The 15,124-nt window shown below is 64.1% G+C and carries 14 protein-coding genes and 1 tRNA gene; 5 read left to right on the top strand and 10 right to left on the bottom strand.

Annotated elements, in window-relative coordinates:
- Positions 1–94 precede the first annotated feature (94 nt).
- Positions 95–1,582: an Asp-tRNA(Asn)/Glu-tRNA(Gln) amidotransferase subunit GatB gene (gatB, locus tag HAP47_RS23855; protein WP_173642514.1), complete on the top strand. Its 1,488-nt coding sequence runs from the start codon at positions 95–97 to the stop codon at positions 1,580–1,582.
- A gap of 1,518 nt (positions 1,583–3,100) precedes the next feature.
- Entirely contained in the window at positions 3,101–3,367 is a 267-nt protein-coding gene (locus tag HAP47_RS23850; RefSeq protein ID WP_173642515.1) for a hypothetical protein, read from the top strand.
- A gap of 96 nt (positions 3,368–3,463) precedes the next feature.
- Here the strand turns inward: HAP47_RS23850 and HAP47_RS23845 are convergent, their stop codons facing one another.
- The 4 genes from HAP47_RS23845 to HAP47_RS23830 all read right to left on the bottom strand — a co-directional run bounded on the left by HAP47_RS23845 (position 3,464) and on the right by HAP47_RS23830 (position 6,858).
- On the bottom strand, positions 3,464–4,228 hold the full coding sequence (locus tag HAP47_RS23845) for a sulfite exporter TauE/SafE family protein (protein WP_173642516.1): 765 nt from the start codon (positions 4,226–4,228) through the stop codon (positions 3,464–3,466).
- A 73-nt stretch (positions 4,229–4,301) separates the two neighbouring features.
- Complete coding sequence (locus HAP47_RS23840) at positions 4,302–5,024, bottom strand: AraC family transcriptional regulator (RefSeq protein ID WP_173642517.1); 723 nt, start codon at positions 5,022–5,024, stop codon at positions 4,302–4,304.
- Positions 5,025–5,092: 68 nt separating this feature from the next.
- Positions 5,093–6,355, bottom strand: a complete 1,263-nt coding sequence (locus tag HAP47_RS23835) for an MFS transporter (RefSeq protein ID WP_231168351.1) — start codon at positions 6,353–6,355, stop codon at positions 5,093–5,095.
- On the bottom strand, positions 6,352–6,858 hold the full coding sequence (locus HAP47_RS23830; protein WP_173642518.1) for a PaaI family thioesterase: 507 nt from the start codon (positions 6,856–6,858) through the stop codon (positions 6,352–6,354). Before HAP47_RS23830 ends, HAP47_RS23835 begins: the two co-directional genes overlap by 4 nt.
- Before the next feature lie 195 nt (positions 6,859–7,053).
- Between HAP47_RS23830 and gcvA the strand changes: the two genes are divergently transcribed.
- The gene (gene gcvA, locus HAP47_RS23825) at positions 7,054–7,956 is read left to right on the top strand and encodes a transcriptional regulator GcvA (protein ID WP_210285376.1); all 903 of its coding nucleotides are present in this window, start codon (positions 7,054–7,056) and stop codon (positions 7,954–7,956) included.
- A gap of 18 nt (positions 7,957–7,974) precedes the next feature.
- On the opposite strand, the gene HAP47_RS23820 is transcribed toward gcvA, so the two are convergent.
- Positions 7,975–8,748, bottom strand: coding sequence for an AraC family transcriptional regulator (locus HAP47_RS23820; protein ID WP_231168349.1), 774 nt, complete (start codon positions 8,746–8,748; stop codon positions 7,975–7,977).
- 81 nt (positions 8,749–8,829) lie between these two features.
- Here HAP47_RS23820 and HAP47_RS23815 point away from each other — a divergent pair, with 81 nt between their 5' ends.
- Together HAP47_RS23815 and HAP47_RS23810 are read left to right on the top strand one after the other, a co-directional pair.
- Positions 8,830–9,765 carry a DMT family transporter gene (locus HAP47_RS23815; protein ID WP_231168348.1) on the top strand — a complete coding sequence of 312 codons (936 nt, stop codon included), beginning with the start codon at positions 8,830–8,832 and terminating at the stop codon, positions 9,763–9,765.
- Positions 9,766–10,118: 353 nt separating this feature from the next.
- Positions 10,119–10,343: a hypothetical protein gene (locus HAP47_RS23810; protein ID WP_371821648.1), complete on the top strand. Its 225-nt coding sequence runs from the start codon at positions 10,119–10,121 to the stop codon at positions 10,341–10,343.
- A 177-nt stretch (positions 10,344–10,520) separates the two neighbouring features.
- Here HAP47_RS23810 and HAP47_RS23805 read toward each other — a convergent pair whose 3' ends face one another.
- From HAP47_RS23805 to HAP47_RS23785, 5 genes are all read right to left on the bottom strand, one after another.
- Positions 10,521–10,802, bottom strand: coding sequence for a hypothetical protein (locus HAP47_RS23805; RefSeq protein ID WP_173642520.1), 282 nt, complete (start codon positions 10,800–10,802; stop codon positions 10,521–10,523).
- A gap of 133 nt (positions 10,803–10,935) precedes the next feature.
- Entirely contained in the window at positions 10,936–11,616 is a 681-nt protein-coding gene (locus HAP47_RS23800) for a hypothetical protein (RefSeq protein WP_173642521.1), read from the bottom strand.
- 375 nt (positions 11,617–11,991) lie between these two features.
- Entirely contained in the window at positions 11,992–12,381 is a 390-nt protein-coding gene (locus tag HAP47_RS23795) for a DUF3606 domain-containing protein (RefSeq protein ID WP_231168347.1), read from the bottom strand.
- Positions 12,382–12,843: 462 nt separating this feature from the next.
- Positions 12,844–12,937 (bottom strand) — tRNA-Ser (locus tag HAP47_RS23790).
- 250 nt (positions 12,938–13,187) lie between these two features.
- Positions 13,188–15,122 (bottom strand): lytic transglycosylase domain-containing protein, encoded by a 1,935-nt coding sequence (locus HAP47_RS23785; RefSeq protein WP_231168346.1) that lies wholly within the window; start codon positions 15,120–15,122, stop codon positions 13,188–13,190.
- Positions 15,123–15,124 lie beyond the last annotated feature (2 nt).

The raw sequence follows: 15,124 nt of genomic DNA, 5'->3' as shown, positions 1-15,124 counted from the left end.
GGCTGCAAGCGGATTGCAAGGCGGCTTGACTGGCGCGATCGGTTGCGCGAAGCCCAATCCATCCCAGATATCACTTATCCGGAAACCGAGATCCATGACCGCATCTGCCGCCCCTCACAAGCTGATCAAGAGCGCCACCGGCGATTGGGAGGTCGTGATCGGCATGGAGGTCCATGCCCAGGTCACCTCGAACGCGAAGCTGTTCTCCGGCGCGTCGACCGCGTTCGGCGGCGAGCCAAACTCCCACGTCTCGCTGGTCGATGCCGCGATGCCGGGCATGCTGCCCGTGATCAACGAGGAGTGCGTCCGCCAGGCGGTGCGCACCGGTCTCGGGCTGAATGCGAAGGTCAACCTGCGCTCGGTGTTCGATCGCAAGAACTATTTCTATCCTGACTCGCCGCAGGGCTACCAGATCAGCCAGTACAAGTCGCCGATCGTCGGCGAGGGCGAGGTGGTGCTCGAGCTCGATGGCGGCCGCAGCGTTACGATCGGGATCGAGCGGCTGCATCTGGAACAGGACGCGGGCAAGTTGCTGCACGATCAGTCGCCGACGATGTCCTATGTCGACCTTAACCGCTGCGGGGTCGCGCTGATGGAGATCGTCTCGAAGCCTGACATCCGCGACGCCGAGCAGGCCAAGGCCTACGTCACCAAGCTGCGCTCGATCCTGCGCTACCTCGGCACCTGCGACGGCGACATGGAGAAGGGCAGTCTGCGCGCCGACGTCAACGTCTCGGTGCGCCGTTACGGCGAGACCGCGTACGGCACCCGCTGCGAAATCAAGAACATGAACTCGATCAACTTCATCGGCCAGGCGATCGAATACGAGGCGCGGCGCCAGATCGAGATCATCGAGGACGGTGGCTCGATCGACCAGGAAACCCGGTTGTTCGACCCGAACAAGGGCGAGACGCGCTCGATGCGCTCCAAGGAAGAGGCGCACGACTACCGCTACTTCCCCGATCCCGATCTGCTGCCGCTCGAATTCAGCCAGGCCTTCGTCGACGAACTCAAGGCGCAGCTGCCGGAACTGCCGGACGAGAAGAAGTCCCGTTTTATTACGGGCTTCGGCCTGTCGCCCTATGATGCGAGCGTGCTGGTCGCCGAGCGCGAGAGCGCGGAGTTCTACGAGACGGTGCTCGCTCGTCTTGCCGACAAGGCGCGCGACGGCAAGCTTGCCGCCAACTGGGTGATCAACGAGCTGTTCGGCCGCCTCAACAAGGAAGGCGTCGCGATCGCAGCCTCGCCGGTGTCGGCGGAGCAACTCGCCGCGATCGTCGATCTGATCGGCGAGGGAGCGATTTCCGGCAAGATCGCCAAGGACTTGTTTGAAATTGTCTGGCGGGAGGGCGGCGATCCGCGCGCGCACGTCGAGGCGCGCGGCATGAAGCAGGTCACCGACCTCGGCGCGATCGAGAAGGTGGTCGACGACATCATCGCGGCCAATCCCGACAAGGTCGAGCAGGCGAAGGCGAAGCCTGCGGCTCTTCAATGGTTCGTCGGTCAGGTGATGAAGTCGTCGGGCGGCAAGGCGAACCCGAAGGCGGTCAACGAGCTCTTGAAATCCAAGCTCGGCATCTGAACGAACAGGACAATGATGTTGTCCTTGGCGCATGATCCAGTCGGATCAGCTCTCGCGCCGTCACCACCGGCGTCGTCGCGCGCGCGTGAACGCGGCGTGATCCTGCCTCACACCCTCCCTCGACGGTCGCACTGACGCCGTCGGCGCCGAATCGCCGAAGCTGCGATTCGTTCGCGAAACCGGTCCGGGTGACCTCAAACGAGGCAAAAGCGGTCTTACCCACGAAAATTTTTTCGTTGCCAAAAATTACGACTCGGCGTTCGCGACGCGCCGCTTTTCGTCACGGCTTGCGACTCAACGCGATGACGATCGCGCGTCGATCGTTCGAATGCGAATTCAAGAAGTGCCTGCAATACAGGCGTTTCCTGCAACGTTGACAAATGCCGATGTCGGCCGTTGCTGCATTTCTTGCATCGTCGCGCGAACGCAATGCCGATTTGATCGATGAGGCGCGCCGTGCGCACTGCCACCGCTACGTCAACACTTCCTTAAGCGGGACACTGTTTTTTTCGGTCTGTTGGTGTATTCGGGAAGTAGTGCATATCGATTCCCGAGTGCACGCAGCGAGAGCCATCTCACATACTGGAGGGCAACATGGCTAAGAAGGCAAAGAAGGCGAAGAAGGCGAAGAGCGCAGTGAAGAAGACTGCGAAGAAGACCCGCAAGGTCGCCAAGAAGAAGTAAGCCTCTCGCCTTGAGAGGATTGCCGGCGGCTTGATGCCGGCACGTCGCGAGAGCCAGCGGACGGACTGCTGAGAGGCACATCCCACCCCAAGGCTCTGGCTGACGAAAGAGGGTGTCGGCGAGACATCAGGTCAAACGGCTGGATCGAATTTCGGAGAGGGCAACCTTCCCAAAAGCGGTCCGGCAGAAGAAACAGAGATTTCTTCGTTCGGTGCGGATCCCGCTTGGTTCCGCAATTTCACCGGCGACAATGCCGAGCTGAAATCTGGTCCTGACGTGTTCGCCGACCCCCTCGTTCCGGCGGCCCGCGCAGTCCGCGCCCGGCATTCACTTCCCACATCCCATTTTCTGGATCGACGTCGGGCCTTACGGCCTCGCGTTCCTTTGCGCGCGCGACCGTACCGCGGCTCCGTGGACCGTCCGCAGACCTGCCAGCGCGCCGTCAACTCATCGACTGATCACATCCGTTCGGCAGCCGGGACCAGGCCGGCGCCCGCGGCCATTGTCCGCGATGGTTATCGTTGTCCGAAACACCAGGGTAAACCAGGCGTTCACGAATACCCGGAAATGCCTGCGGCACAGGCACTTCTGCGATTCCGCGGAACGTGCCGGGCGGGCCCGATTTACATCCCGTTCATCGCGATACTTAAACCGCTCTTCAAATTTGATGGGCCATGATCATCCCAACAAGCCGGCAAACGGCACGCGGTGATCCCAGTGATCGGCGCGGGGCATGATCCCAGGGATCAGCCCGGGGATGACAGGGTAGCTTAACAGTGGACGGGGGCCGCGCTCGGGGGAGGGCGGCCAACAACAAAAAGGGGAACGACGACAATGTTTCAGGGAGTCATCGATCAGGAAGGCGCTGTCCCGGTTGCTGCGACTGCAATCCAGGACGTGCTGTTCGAGCGCGGCATGTATTGGGCGAGCGGCCGCTCCGGCGTGGTCAACCTCGTCGCGGCGCACAAATGGTTCAACCTGGCGGCGCTCAAGGGACGTACCGACGCCATGTCGCACCGCCGCGAAGTCGCCGAGCAGATGTCCGACGTCGAGATCGCTGCCGCCCAGCGCGAAGCCCGCGCCTGGATGACGACGCACTGAGCTTTCGTTTTGACGCGTTTTCTTCACGCGAACCGGTGATCCACTTCGCTCGAAAACGCACAGCTCGAGCTGGGAGCCTCGGCTCCCTCGCTCCATCTAGAGCCAGTAGCGCGCTGCGTAGATCGCGGACATCAGCGCTCCGGCGGCGATGACGAACTGCCGGACGATGCGAGCCGGCAGGATCCGGATCAGGTGGCCTCCGGCATAGCCGCCGACCATGGCGCCGAGCAGCATCACAGAGGTCTCCGGCCACCGCACCGCTCCCTGTACGATGAAGATCAATGTGGCGGCGAGCGACACGCAGGTCGCCAGCAGGTTCTTCAATGCCTTGATCGCCCTGATGTCGTTGGGTTCCGTGATCGACAGCACCGCGGTCAGGATGACGCCGAGCCCGGCACCGAAGAACCCTCCATAGACACATGCCAATCCGAGCACAGCACTGCTCGCGCCGGTCGATGGCAGTGCCGCTGCCTTCTGGTGTCCGACGGTCCATCCCTGGATCTGTGGCGCGTAGGCAAACAGCAGCGTTGCGAATGCGATCAGGGCCGGCACCGGCAGGACGAACAGCCGTTCGGGAAGCAGCAAAAGGACGCCGGCACCGGCCGCGCCTGCGACCGTGGAGACGGCGACGAAACTGATCGTGCGCCGCGTCGGCGGCGGCAGCTTGTCGCGATCGGCGAGGGCTGCGATCAAATGCCCCGGCGAGATCGCCACCGCATTTGACGCATTGGCGATGACGGCCGGCAAGCCTGCGGCGAGCATCGCCGGAAAGGTGATGAGCGTCGCGCCGCCCGCCAATGCGTTGATGACGCCTCCCGCGCCACCGGCTGCGAGCAGCAGAAGACTTGTTCCGGTATCCATCCTTCACCCCTTTGCAGGGTGAGCAGGCTAGCGGGCCGAGCGCCGGCCGGTCTGGAACGTCTGTGACGCCGCTTCAATCGCGCCAGTAGACGCCCGGTGTCGCGCCAAAGGTGCGGCGGAACAGGCGGGTGAGGTGGCTCTGGTCGGAGAAGCCCGCATCGGCCGCAACGGCTGCGATCGGCTCGCCGGCGCGCAGCAACTGCCGGGCAACATTGAGCCGAACGAGCAGGCGGAAGGTATGCGGCGCGACGCCGAGCTCGCGCGTCACCATGCGGCTGAACCCTTCGCGGCTTCGTCCGAAGCTGGCGGCAATCGCGCCGATCGGCTCGACGCTCTTCGTCAAGGCCGAGCCGAACTTCGCCCTATCGATGCACCCGGCCGGGCGGGACGGCTCGCGCGACCGGATGTCGTTGGCGATCTCGCGGATGTGCTCGGGCGATATCTCGTCGATGCTCCGCCAGCGGTCTCCGACATTGATGATCCGGAGCGACGAGCAGGCGCGGCCGGCCGGAACATAGGCATTCAGGCAAACCGTCTCCGCGCCCGGTGTCGCCATCGGTGCGTGCAGCATTCCCGCCGGGATCAGCGCGGCGTGGCCCGCAGATACGGTGACGGTCGCGCCGTCGATGCGAAAGGCGCGCGATCCTGACATCACCAGCACGATTTGGCTCTCGTCATGGAAGTGCGGCCTGAGGGCGAGCGAGCCGGCGCCGCGCCACGACGCCAGCTCGACGATGTCATCGTTGGCGGCGCGCCGGTAGTTCCAGGCATTGGTCATGGCGAACCGAGTGCTCACAGAGGCTCGAACCGGCGGGTGGGTGATCCCCGAGCGTAGCACGGAGGCCATTCATCGTCATGGGGACATCAACGCTGCGCGACTGAAGCCATCGGCGAGGCCGTTCGCATCGTCGCGACGGCGATGAGGGCGGCGACGAGGTTGGCGGCCGCGCTGATCGCCACCGGGATGAAGTAGCTGTGGCTGACGTCGAACGCGAAGCCGGCAGCACTTGGACCCAGCAGCGTGCCGACAGCGACGCTGGTGTAGAGGATGCCGATGATGCCGCCGACATTGCGGCCGCCGAAATGATCGGTGACGACAGCAGGCAGGATAGCCACCCAGCCGCCATAGAACACGCCGAACAGCAGCGCGAAGACCGTGAGCGACCAGAAGCTGCCGGCGATCGCCCAGATCGCCAGCGAGACGGCCATGCCGAGATACATCGCGATCAGGAATGCATCGCGGCCGACCCGGTCGGCGATGCCGCCGAGGAAGAACCGGCCGGCCGTGCTGCCGACGCCGATCATCCCAAGCAGCAGCACCGCGAGCGTCGGCGCCACCTGATGGTCGACGGCGAACGGCACCAGGTGCACGAAGGGCACAAATACCCCGAACGCGCTGATCAGGCAGGCCGTATAGAGGCCGGCGAAGCGGGCGGTCTTGACCGCGCCGCGGATCGAGACGCCGTGACGGAGCGTCGCGCCCGAGACTGCTTCGAGCGGATCGCCATCCGGTCCGGTGCCATGAAGGCGCGGATCGTCGGCGATCAGGAGCGATGCTCCGATCCCGGCGACGGCAGCGACGACGCCCAACACGACGTAGGCGTCGCGCCAGCCGAGGCTCGTGATCAGCCAGGTCGCGAGCGGCGGCATCACCAGTGTGCCGACCCCGATCCCGCTGACGGCGAGGCCTGACGCAAAACCGCGCCGCCTGACGAACCAGCGTTGCACGGCGCCCAAGGTCGGAACGTATGCGCAACCGACGCCGGCACCGATGCCGATGCTGTAGGCGGCATAGACCTGGAGGATGGTCTGCGCCTGTCCCGCCAGCACCATGCCGAGACCGACCAGCGCCATTCCAAGGCCAGCGAGCCTGCGTGCGCCCCAGCGGTCGCCAAGCGGGCCGGAGACGATACCGAGGCCGAAATACAGGAAGCCCGCAAACGAGAACACCAGCGAGACCGAGCCGCGCGAGGCGCCGAACTCCCGCTGCAACGACTCGACAAAGGACGAGAACGTGTAGGCGCTGCCGAAGCCGACGAACGTCACGACGAAGGCGGCTGCGACGACATACCAGCCGTAGAACGGCTTTGCTCTCTGATAACCGGCGTGCATGACGGCGTTCCTCATGATCGTTCTCCCCGTGGTGCGCCGCCGCCGGCGTTGGCCGTCGGATAGAGCAGCATCTGCGTGCAGCGAAACAGCGCGATGGCCTTGCCGGTCGCTTCGCTGCGGATCTCGGCATCCCACACCTGGGTCGTGCGCCCGGCGTGAACGAGGCGCGCCTCGCAGCTGACGCCGCCTTCGCGCGCGGCACCGATGAAGTTCGTCTTCAACTCGCCGGTCGCGAAGCCGATCGCGCCGTCCGGCAGGGAGGCGAGGCAGCCGAAGCCGCACGCGGTATCCGCCAGCGCGACGATGCTTGCGCCGTGCAAGAGTCCGTGCGGCGAGAAGTGCTTCGCGGCAATCTCGAAGCGGCCGCGGATGAGGCCGCGTTCGGCTTCGAGCCATTGAAAGTCCAGCAGGCCGGGCAGGCTGCCGGGTTGCGACGCGTTGATGCGGTCGATGCGTTGGATGGTATCGCTGCCTGCACCGATCCCGTGCAGGGCGAGTTTGTTTGGGACCTCGGTCATGTCCTGTCCTGGCTCCATCAGGGAACCGGAGTCGCCGTCGTGAGCCGCAGCAAAAGATTAGAAAATCTAACTTTATCGGCCCGGACTTCTCTGAGTTGACGCGGCTCTCGGCGTTACGATACGCTGATTAAGTGCCGCGAGGGCCTCGTTGGCAAACCAAATTTGTTGTGCAATTGAGATTAGAAAATCTAAATCATGGAGGGCCGGCTTCCACCCCTGAACGCGCTCAAGGCGTTCGAGTCCGCCGCCCGCCATCTCTCGGTGAAGCTCGCGGCCGAGGAGCTGTGCGTGACACCGGGCGCGGTCAGCCAGATGCTCAAGACGCTGGAAGCCCATCTCGGCGTCAAGCTGTTCGAGCGGGTGCCGCGCGGCATCTATCTCACCGACGCCGGGCGCGACTATCTGCCGTCGATCCGCAATGCGTTTCGCCAGATCGCGGAGGCCTCGCGCCGCGTCGCTGCGTCGGTCGACGTCGGTACGCTGACGGTGAGCGTCACGCCGTTCTTTGCGTCGGCCTGGCTGGTGCCGCGCATGGCGTCGTTTCAGGGCGCGCATCCCGAGATCGATCTGCAGATCGTCACCAGCAACACGCTGGTCGATTTCTCGCGCAGCGGAATCGACGTCGCGGTGCGCCACGGTCTCGGCCGCTATCCGGGGATGCGCAGCGACCGCGTCGTCACGGTGGAGATGGTGGCGGTCGCCTCGCCGTCGCTGGTTGCACGTCTCGGGCGGCCGGCATCCCCTGGTGAACTTGCGGGCTGGCCGCAGGTGCATGATGCCGATCGCAAGGGGTGGAGCCTGTGGTTTCAGGCCAACGGCATCACGGAGGTGCGCACACCGCGCGGCCCTTCGTTCGACGACAGCGGTCTCCTCCTGAAAGCCGTGTTGACCGGCCAGGGTGCAGGCCTGCTGCCGGCGGCGATGGTCGCAAGCGAGATCGAGAGCGGCGAACTGATCCAGCTGCTCGCGACCGCGCATCTGGAGGAGTTCGCGTATTATCTCGTCTGCCCCGACAACCGGCAGGGGCTTCCGAAGATCGCGGCGTTCAGGGAATGGATATTGGGACCGGTGGCGCAGTCGGCACTTGGGGACCGCTAGCTATCTCGCCGCCACGCTTTATCGATAGAAGGCGTTCGGCGGCACGCCAAAGTGCTTGCGGAACATCGCGGTGAAGGCGCTCTGGCTGGCGTAGCCGGCATCGAGAGCGACATCGACCACCCGCGCGCCGCGCGCGAGGCGTTCCAGCGCGAACAGCAGGCGGGCCTGCTGACGCCACTCGCCGAACGTCATGCCGGTTTCGCGCGAGAACAGACGATGGATCGTCTTCGACGTCAGCTTCAGCCGGCGCGCCCATTGCTCCGCCGTGGAGGCATCGTCCGGGCGGGCCACCAGCGCCGAGCAGACCCGCGCGAGCCTTTCGTCGCGCGGCATCGGCAGATGCAGCGGCAGCACATCGATTTCGCGCAGCTGGTCGAGCAGCACGCGCATCAGGCGCTCGTCGGACGTCGCAGGCGCATAATCCATCGGCACACCCATCGCGGCGACGAACAATTCGCGCAGCAGCGGTGAGACCGTGAACACGCAGCTGGTCTGCGGCAGATCGGGAGCCGCGTCGCTGTCCACGAACACGGTGCGGATCTTGACCGCTCCGCACATCCGGACCTCGTGCGCGAGACCGGCCACCAGCCACACCGCGCGATTGGGCGGCACCACCCAGGTGCCCTCGGCGCAGCGCACGATCATCACGCCTTCGATCGCATAGAGCAGCTGGCCGCGCGGATGCGCATGCAGGCCGGTCGATGTGCCGCTCGGATAGTCGATCTCCATCGCCGCCATCGGCCGCGCCGTGGCGTGATAATCGAGGTGCCTTGTGATCAGCTCGTCCAACACGTCTTAGTCTCGCATGTCCCAATCTCGCTAGGTGAAGTCATTCTAGCGTGAGACGGACTTCGGCGCGACAGGTAGTTGCTGGTGCGTCCTTCACCAATGCGCTGCCAGGTCATGCTCAGGAAGAATGCTGCACTTCTCTATCCCTTCGTTGCCATCGTGCTGTGGGCCGGCAACGTCATTGTCTCGCGTCTGTCGGCCCACACGATCGGTCCGCAGGCGATTACCTTTTATCGCCTGCTGGTCGCGGTGCTGCTGATGTCTCCGTTCGTGGCACGCGCCGCCTGGCGCAATCGCCGCGCGATCTGGCCGCATCTCGGGCCGCTCGCGATTCTCGGCTTCCTTGCGATGTGCCTGTTCCAGAGCCTGTCATATCTCGCGGCCGAGACCACGACTGCGACCAATATGGCCGTGTTCACCGCGCTGACGCCGCTACTGACGGTCGCGCTCAGCGCCGCGCTGCTCGGCGAGCAGCCGACGCTTGGCATGGTCTGCGGCGCGCCGCTGTCGTTCGCAGGCCTCGTCTATCTCGTCAGCGGCGGCGAATTGTCGTCGCTGCTGCAGAACGGCGTGCATGCGGGCGACGCACTGATGCTGCTAGCCGCGATCGTCTACGCGCTGTACGGCGTGCTCCTGAAGCGCTGGAATTTGCCGATCACTGGATGGCAATCCACCTACATGCAGGCGCTGTGCGCGCTGGCCGTGATGTTTCCCGCGTTCCTCGCGACGCCGGCGCCGTTGCGGCAGGTCAACGCCGAGACCTGGCCGTTGATCGGTTATGCCGGCGCGCTGGCCTCGGTGGTGTTGCCGTTCCTCTGGATCCGCGGGGTCGCGCAGCTTGGCCCGAACCGCTGCGCGATCTTCATGAACCTGTTGCCGGTGCTGACGGCCGCGGCCGCGATCGTGATGCTGGGTGAGCCGGTCAGGACGTTTCACGTCATCGGCGGCGGCCTCGCGCTGCTCGGCGTCGCCTGCGCGCAGGCCTTTCCGCGGCCGCTGTTGCGCGCGCAGCGCGCCTGAGCATGTGACCTATCGTCAAAGCGATGTCTGATCTATTTCTCGCGGGGCTGGCGTCGCGACATCGTGCCCGCATAACTGCACCGCGGTGCGGCTTGAGATCGACGTCGAACTGCCTGCCTGGAGTCCAACGGCCGTGTTCTATTCGGCCTTCTGCGACAGGGTCTTCATCGCGAACTACTTTGGAGGGGGACATTGTCGTCGCCCAGCTTGAGCGTACGCCGTCCGGCGGGTAGGCTCACGCTGCGTGATCACGCGCAGGCTCTACATCGGCGATCTCGCGGTTTTGATCACATGTGAAAGGCCGGGGCAAAATAGAACGCCGCAGTCGCCGGTCACTTGTTCGGTGAAACGGAGTGATCGCCATGCGTGTTGCCTTGGTCTTGACGTTGCTTCTTGTGATCCTGTGGAGTGCGGTTGCCGACGCGGCTACTGCGCATCACCGGCACATGCGACAGCACCTCATCATCCGTCCGAGCGAAGAGGTGGTCGTGCCTGGCGGATACAGATATCCCGGCTTCGGCCCGATCCCGCCCGGCGAGAACCGAAATCTCGATCCATCCACGCGCGGCAGCGGCTGACGTCGGTCAGCGCCGCGGCTGCATCACGTCGATCACGCTGCCTGCCGAACGACGGCAAGCGGCTGTGCTTCGGGGTGTAGTCAGGAGGCAGGGGCCTGCTTCTCGCGGTCCCCCTTTGCTTGGCAGGGACGGAGGGATGCCTCTTCCATCGAACAGAAGGTTGGTCGAAGGATCGCGCTATGCTGCATCGGTGACCAATTTGTGCTGAGATCGCTCAGTGACACGCTTTTCGAGTGTGGCGATGGTTCCCTTGAGATTGTCATACCGCTCATTGAGCGACCTTGCCAAAATTGGATACCTTGCGTCCGATTGGTCATGAATTCCCGCGCGCGCTTCTTCGGTCGCAATGTCGGCTTCGATCTGCTGGCAGGCCAGGACAAGATCGGACAGCATCTTCCTGACCGTCGACTCTCGTCCGGTGCTTGCGCGAGCTGTCTCAAAACGATGATGCATGTTCATGTGCGTGCTCCGAATGTCCGAGTTCGGTACACCGGAAACAGCCGGCGCCGAACTATTCACGGATACAGCGCAAGTCGCCTGCCAGGAGCGGGTCCGTAAGAATACGGTCGCGGCGTAAGTCTGATGGGTCTCGCTATTCTCTGCGCCAAGCTGGAATGCAAGCGCTTAGCGCGACGCGCCTGTAGTCTCGAGCGGCGTTCTGATCTCCGGATTGTTCAGCAAACCTGACCGCTGCATCCATGTCCTGAGAGGCAGACGCGCTATCGCAGAACAGGCTGTGAATTTCAGCCCGGTATCGATATGCCCTGTAGTTCATCGGGTTGTACTGAAGCGCCATGGTGTAGTTGCTTTGCTCCTCAGTGGCGCCTCGGCGCGCTTCATCCGATTGACTGTCGATGTTGGCCAGGCGATTGAGCGCCTGGAGCGTTCCGAGCTCCGTGTACCGTTGAGACATCGCGCCGAAACTTGCAGGAAGTGCTTCGGCCGAAGAAGCAGGCTGCTTGGCCGCGCTCTGCGCGCGTTCAATTTCGACCTTCTTGTATTTGATGGCGTTGTCGTAGTCGCGCAGGCCTTGGAAGGTGCTCGATATTTCGCTGTTGATCGGCGCAATATAGGCTGTCGACAGTCGTCGATCGCTCAGCAGGTTGAGGCATGCCTGTATCTTTGCCTGCGCGGGCAAGACATCGCGACATTCCTTGTCAACAACACGACGCGCGTCCCGCGGATGCACTGTTGGCGGCGTCTGAGCAGCAGGCAGGACAATGGCCAGTGCGAAGCAGACCGCTAACCTGAGACCGCGACTCGGGCCATCCATCTTATTTCTTCGCCTTCAGCCCGATCTCGACCAGCCGGCGGATATTTCGTGCGGGCTTCATGATTATTTGATGCCAAATAATCAGGCCGAGGGGAAGCTGCGACTTCCACCTCGGCTCCGACCCTCGTCCGTGGCTACGCCAGCCGCCACAATCACCTCAAGCCTCAAGGCTCGTCTATCGATCGCGTAGCCGCTGATGCATTTCATTGATGGACTCAAACGTGAGGCCGTTCGTGACCGGGATGGACCGAACGGCCTCAGCCGGCCCGCGGTACCAAAACGGAAGAATGGGCCGGCTGTCGAGCTACGGCGTCGCCGGATAGATGGTTTCGCCAGCCAATTGACGTCGCGACTCCGTCCCTTCGACATGTAGGGTCAGATCACCTTTGCTTCCTTGGTGATGGCGGCGATCGAGGGTCCCGATTTTCGAACGATTGAAGCAAACTGTTGATCGGAGACCTTGAGGCGCTTCCTCAATACTTTGACCTGGACCTTGTCGCGCAGATCCAGCGAATTGCGAAGATACGTTTGCCTGCGTTTGTTCATGGGAACTTGGCTCGCAAAGGACATGTTGCTCGCGATGTTGCGGCATTGCGTCGACGTCGATCGGTCGACGATGGGACCGGTTGCTCTCGGGCGCATACCGTCGCCACCCACGCAACGCCGGGCCAGGAGCAACGTTCCCTGAACGACGAGACCGCTTGCTAAGAGTGCGTGGGGTCGATTTGACGACAGGTCGTCAAGACAAACGCTGCCTTGCTGCATTGCCAATCGCTGCCAAGCGCAGCGCTCGAGACGGGCCGTGGGGCGGCAACGATCGCCAGCACAACAACCATGCAAGCCAGCGAAGTTGCGATGGCGAGCCTGCCTGCCTTGGATGAGAAGTGCTGCCGTAACGTGGGACCTAGATCGGCGGATCGGCGAAGCTGGGCGTTACGCAAAACCTGGTCAACATCCTGGAATTGAATGCCGCTGTCCTGCTGCATGGCTTTACTCCGGAAATATTCAGGTGATCAAAAGCACACAGGCATGCTGTGCGCGGTTTGTTTCGCGCTCGCTTCGACGCACCCGGAATGATGTTTCGTTCACGCGGAGGTGACTATCGGTTCGAGCCAGGAGGCTCTGGCGGCTAGCGAACCATGGAGCGAGCGAGATAGGTCGGATATCAGCGGCACTCGATCGGCAGACGCCGTACAGGCCGTCCTGGTCAAGATCCGAAAGGTTGGCTGGCGGAGACGGAGGGATTCGAACCCTCGATAGGCCTTTACAAGCCTATAACGGTTTAGCAAACCGCCGCCTTCAGCCACTCGGCCACGTCTCCAATGGCGCCGATATGCCCGAGAGGGCGCTAAGCCGCAAGCGGCAGATTCAGTTTGCGGCAAGGTGATTTGGTGGCAGCTCCGCCGCGGGCGGCCCGGGAGCGGGCGCTGAGCCTTTATACTGCGCGCCGGTTCCGGTGCGATGGCTCGGGTGAATGCAGGAAATGCAAGCTATAACAATAAGTTATATGAAGGTCTGTGGGTGCTGACCGTGGCCCCCTCGCAAGACTGTTGAAAACCGGCCGCGCCGGCTCATTCCACGCTAGCGCCGCGGCGCAGGTCGGCGTCGATCTGCAATCTGGTGCCGCCGCCGAAGCGGGCGCGGTAGACCTGCAGGTTCTCCATGATCCGCTGGACATAGTTCCGCGTCTCCGAGAACGGAATCAGCTCGACCCAGTCGACCGCGTCGACCTTGGGATCGCGCGGGTCGCCGTAGCGCTCGATCCACTTCTTCACGCTGCCGCGGCCGGCATTGTAGGCGGCGAAGGTCAGGATGTAGGAGCCGCGATAGTCCTCGAGCAGACCGCCGAGCTCGGCCGCGCCGAGCATCGCGTTGTAGACCGGGTCGGTCTTCATCCGGTTGAGGTCGAAGCCGATGCCGGCGCGCTTGCAGACATAGCGTCCGGCGTCCGGCGTCACCTGCATCAAGCCGTAGGCCTGGGCGGGCGACACCACCGCCGGATTGAACGCGCTCTCCTGGCGCGCGATCGCATAGACGACGCTCTGCTCGACCTCCGGTCCGACCTGGCGGAACGATGGAATGCCGTTCACCGGGTAGGCGTAATGGTCGAACGGCAGTCCGCGATTGAGCGCGGCCTTGCCCATCAGCAGCATGCCGCGGGCATCGCCGTGGCGCGCGGTGAGCTCGCCGAGGCCGGCCAGCGCTTCCGGATCGCCATTGTCGCCCATGTCACCGAAGATCGGGATCGCGAGCTCGCGCGCGTCGATTTCGTAGAGCAGTCCGACCGCGCGCACGATTTCCAGCCGATCGGCGCCGCGGCCGCGCGGCGCGCTGTTCAATTCGATCTGCGGCAGGCCGAGCTTGGCGCGCGCGAGCTGGCCGTAATAGCTGGTCGACTGCTCGGCTGCGCGCGCGTAGGCTGCGCGCGCCTCCTGCCCGCGGCCGGCGGCTTCGGCGGCGCGGCCCTGCCAATAGCCGGCACGCGCCAGCGCGGTCGGGTTGGCGCTGCCGACGCCGATCCGCGCGAAATGCTGGGCGGCGAGGTTGGGGTCGTTGAGAAAGCGCAGCGCGATCCAGCCCGAGGTGAATTCCTGCTCGGTCTTGTAGATGTCGCGGGCGGGCAGCGCCGCATCACGCGCGATCAGATATGCGGTGCGAAACTCGTTGACGTCGATCATCTTGCGCGCCAGCAGGCGGCGCTCGACCCACCATTCGTCGACGTTGAAGAGCCGCGCGGCGTCCTTCGGTGCGCTCAGCATCAGCTGCGCGGCTTCGGTGAATTTCTCCTCGCGGCGGAGCAGCTGGATCTTGGCGAACAAATAGCCGGTGTCGCCGGAGAGTTCGCGCGGCACCTCTTCGAGCAGCGCGCGCAGGTTCGAGCCCTTGCGGTTGGCCGCGATGCGCGCCTTGGCGAGCGCCAGATAGCCGGAACCGAGACGCCTGGCCGCGCGGATGCCGGCGGCCTCGTTGTCCGTCCCGTAGAGCATGGTGTCCATGCGCGCCTTGTGGTCGCCGGCGGTCAGGAACGAGCCGAACAGATCGAGCGCGGTGGTTTCGGTGTCCTCGCTCATTCCGTCGTTGCGCCAGGCCTCGCGCACCAGCCGCTCGGCATTGCCGCGGTCGCCGCGTCCGATCATCACCTTGGCGAGCGCGAGCCGGCCCTTGGCCGAGACCGGCGATTCATTCTGGAACCAGGCCCACACCGCGGAATCGTCGCGATGGTCGTCCCATAGCGATGCCTCGATGCGGCGGCGCAGGAAGGTCTGCGAGGGCCAGCTCGTATTGGCGTCAAGGAAGGCGCGGTAGCGCTCGACCGAGGCGCCATTGTCCTCGCTGCGCAGGATCAGCCATTCGGCAAGCTTGCGCGCAACCGGATCGGAGATCGAGGCCTCGGCCTCGGTGGCGTCCGCCGGCTTGCGCTTGCGCAGCAGCTCGACGACGCTCGCAAGCGCCTCCTTGTCGGACTGCGACGTCGACGACGTCGCGGCCACGGCCGCAGGCAGCACCG

Origin of the sequence: Bradyrhizobium sp. 41S5 (assembly GCF_011516665.3) — a bacterium.
GTDB classification, from domain to species: Bacteria; Pseudomonadota; Alphaproteobacteria; order Rhizobiales; family Xanthobacteraceae; genus Bradyrhizobium; species Bradyrhizobium quebecense.
Note: the sequence above shows the minus strand (reverse complement) of the source record. Positions and strands in the feature narration are given on the sequence as shown.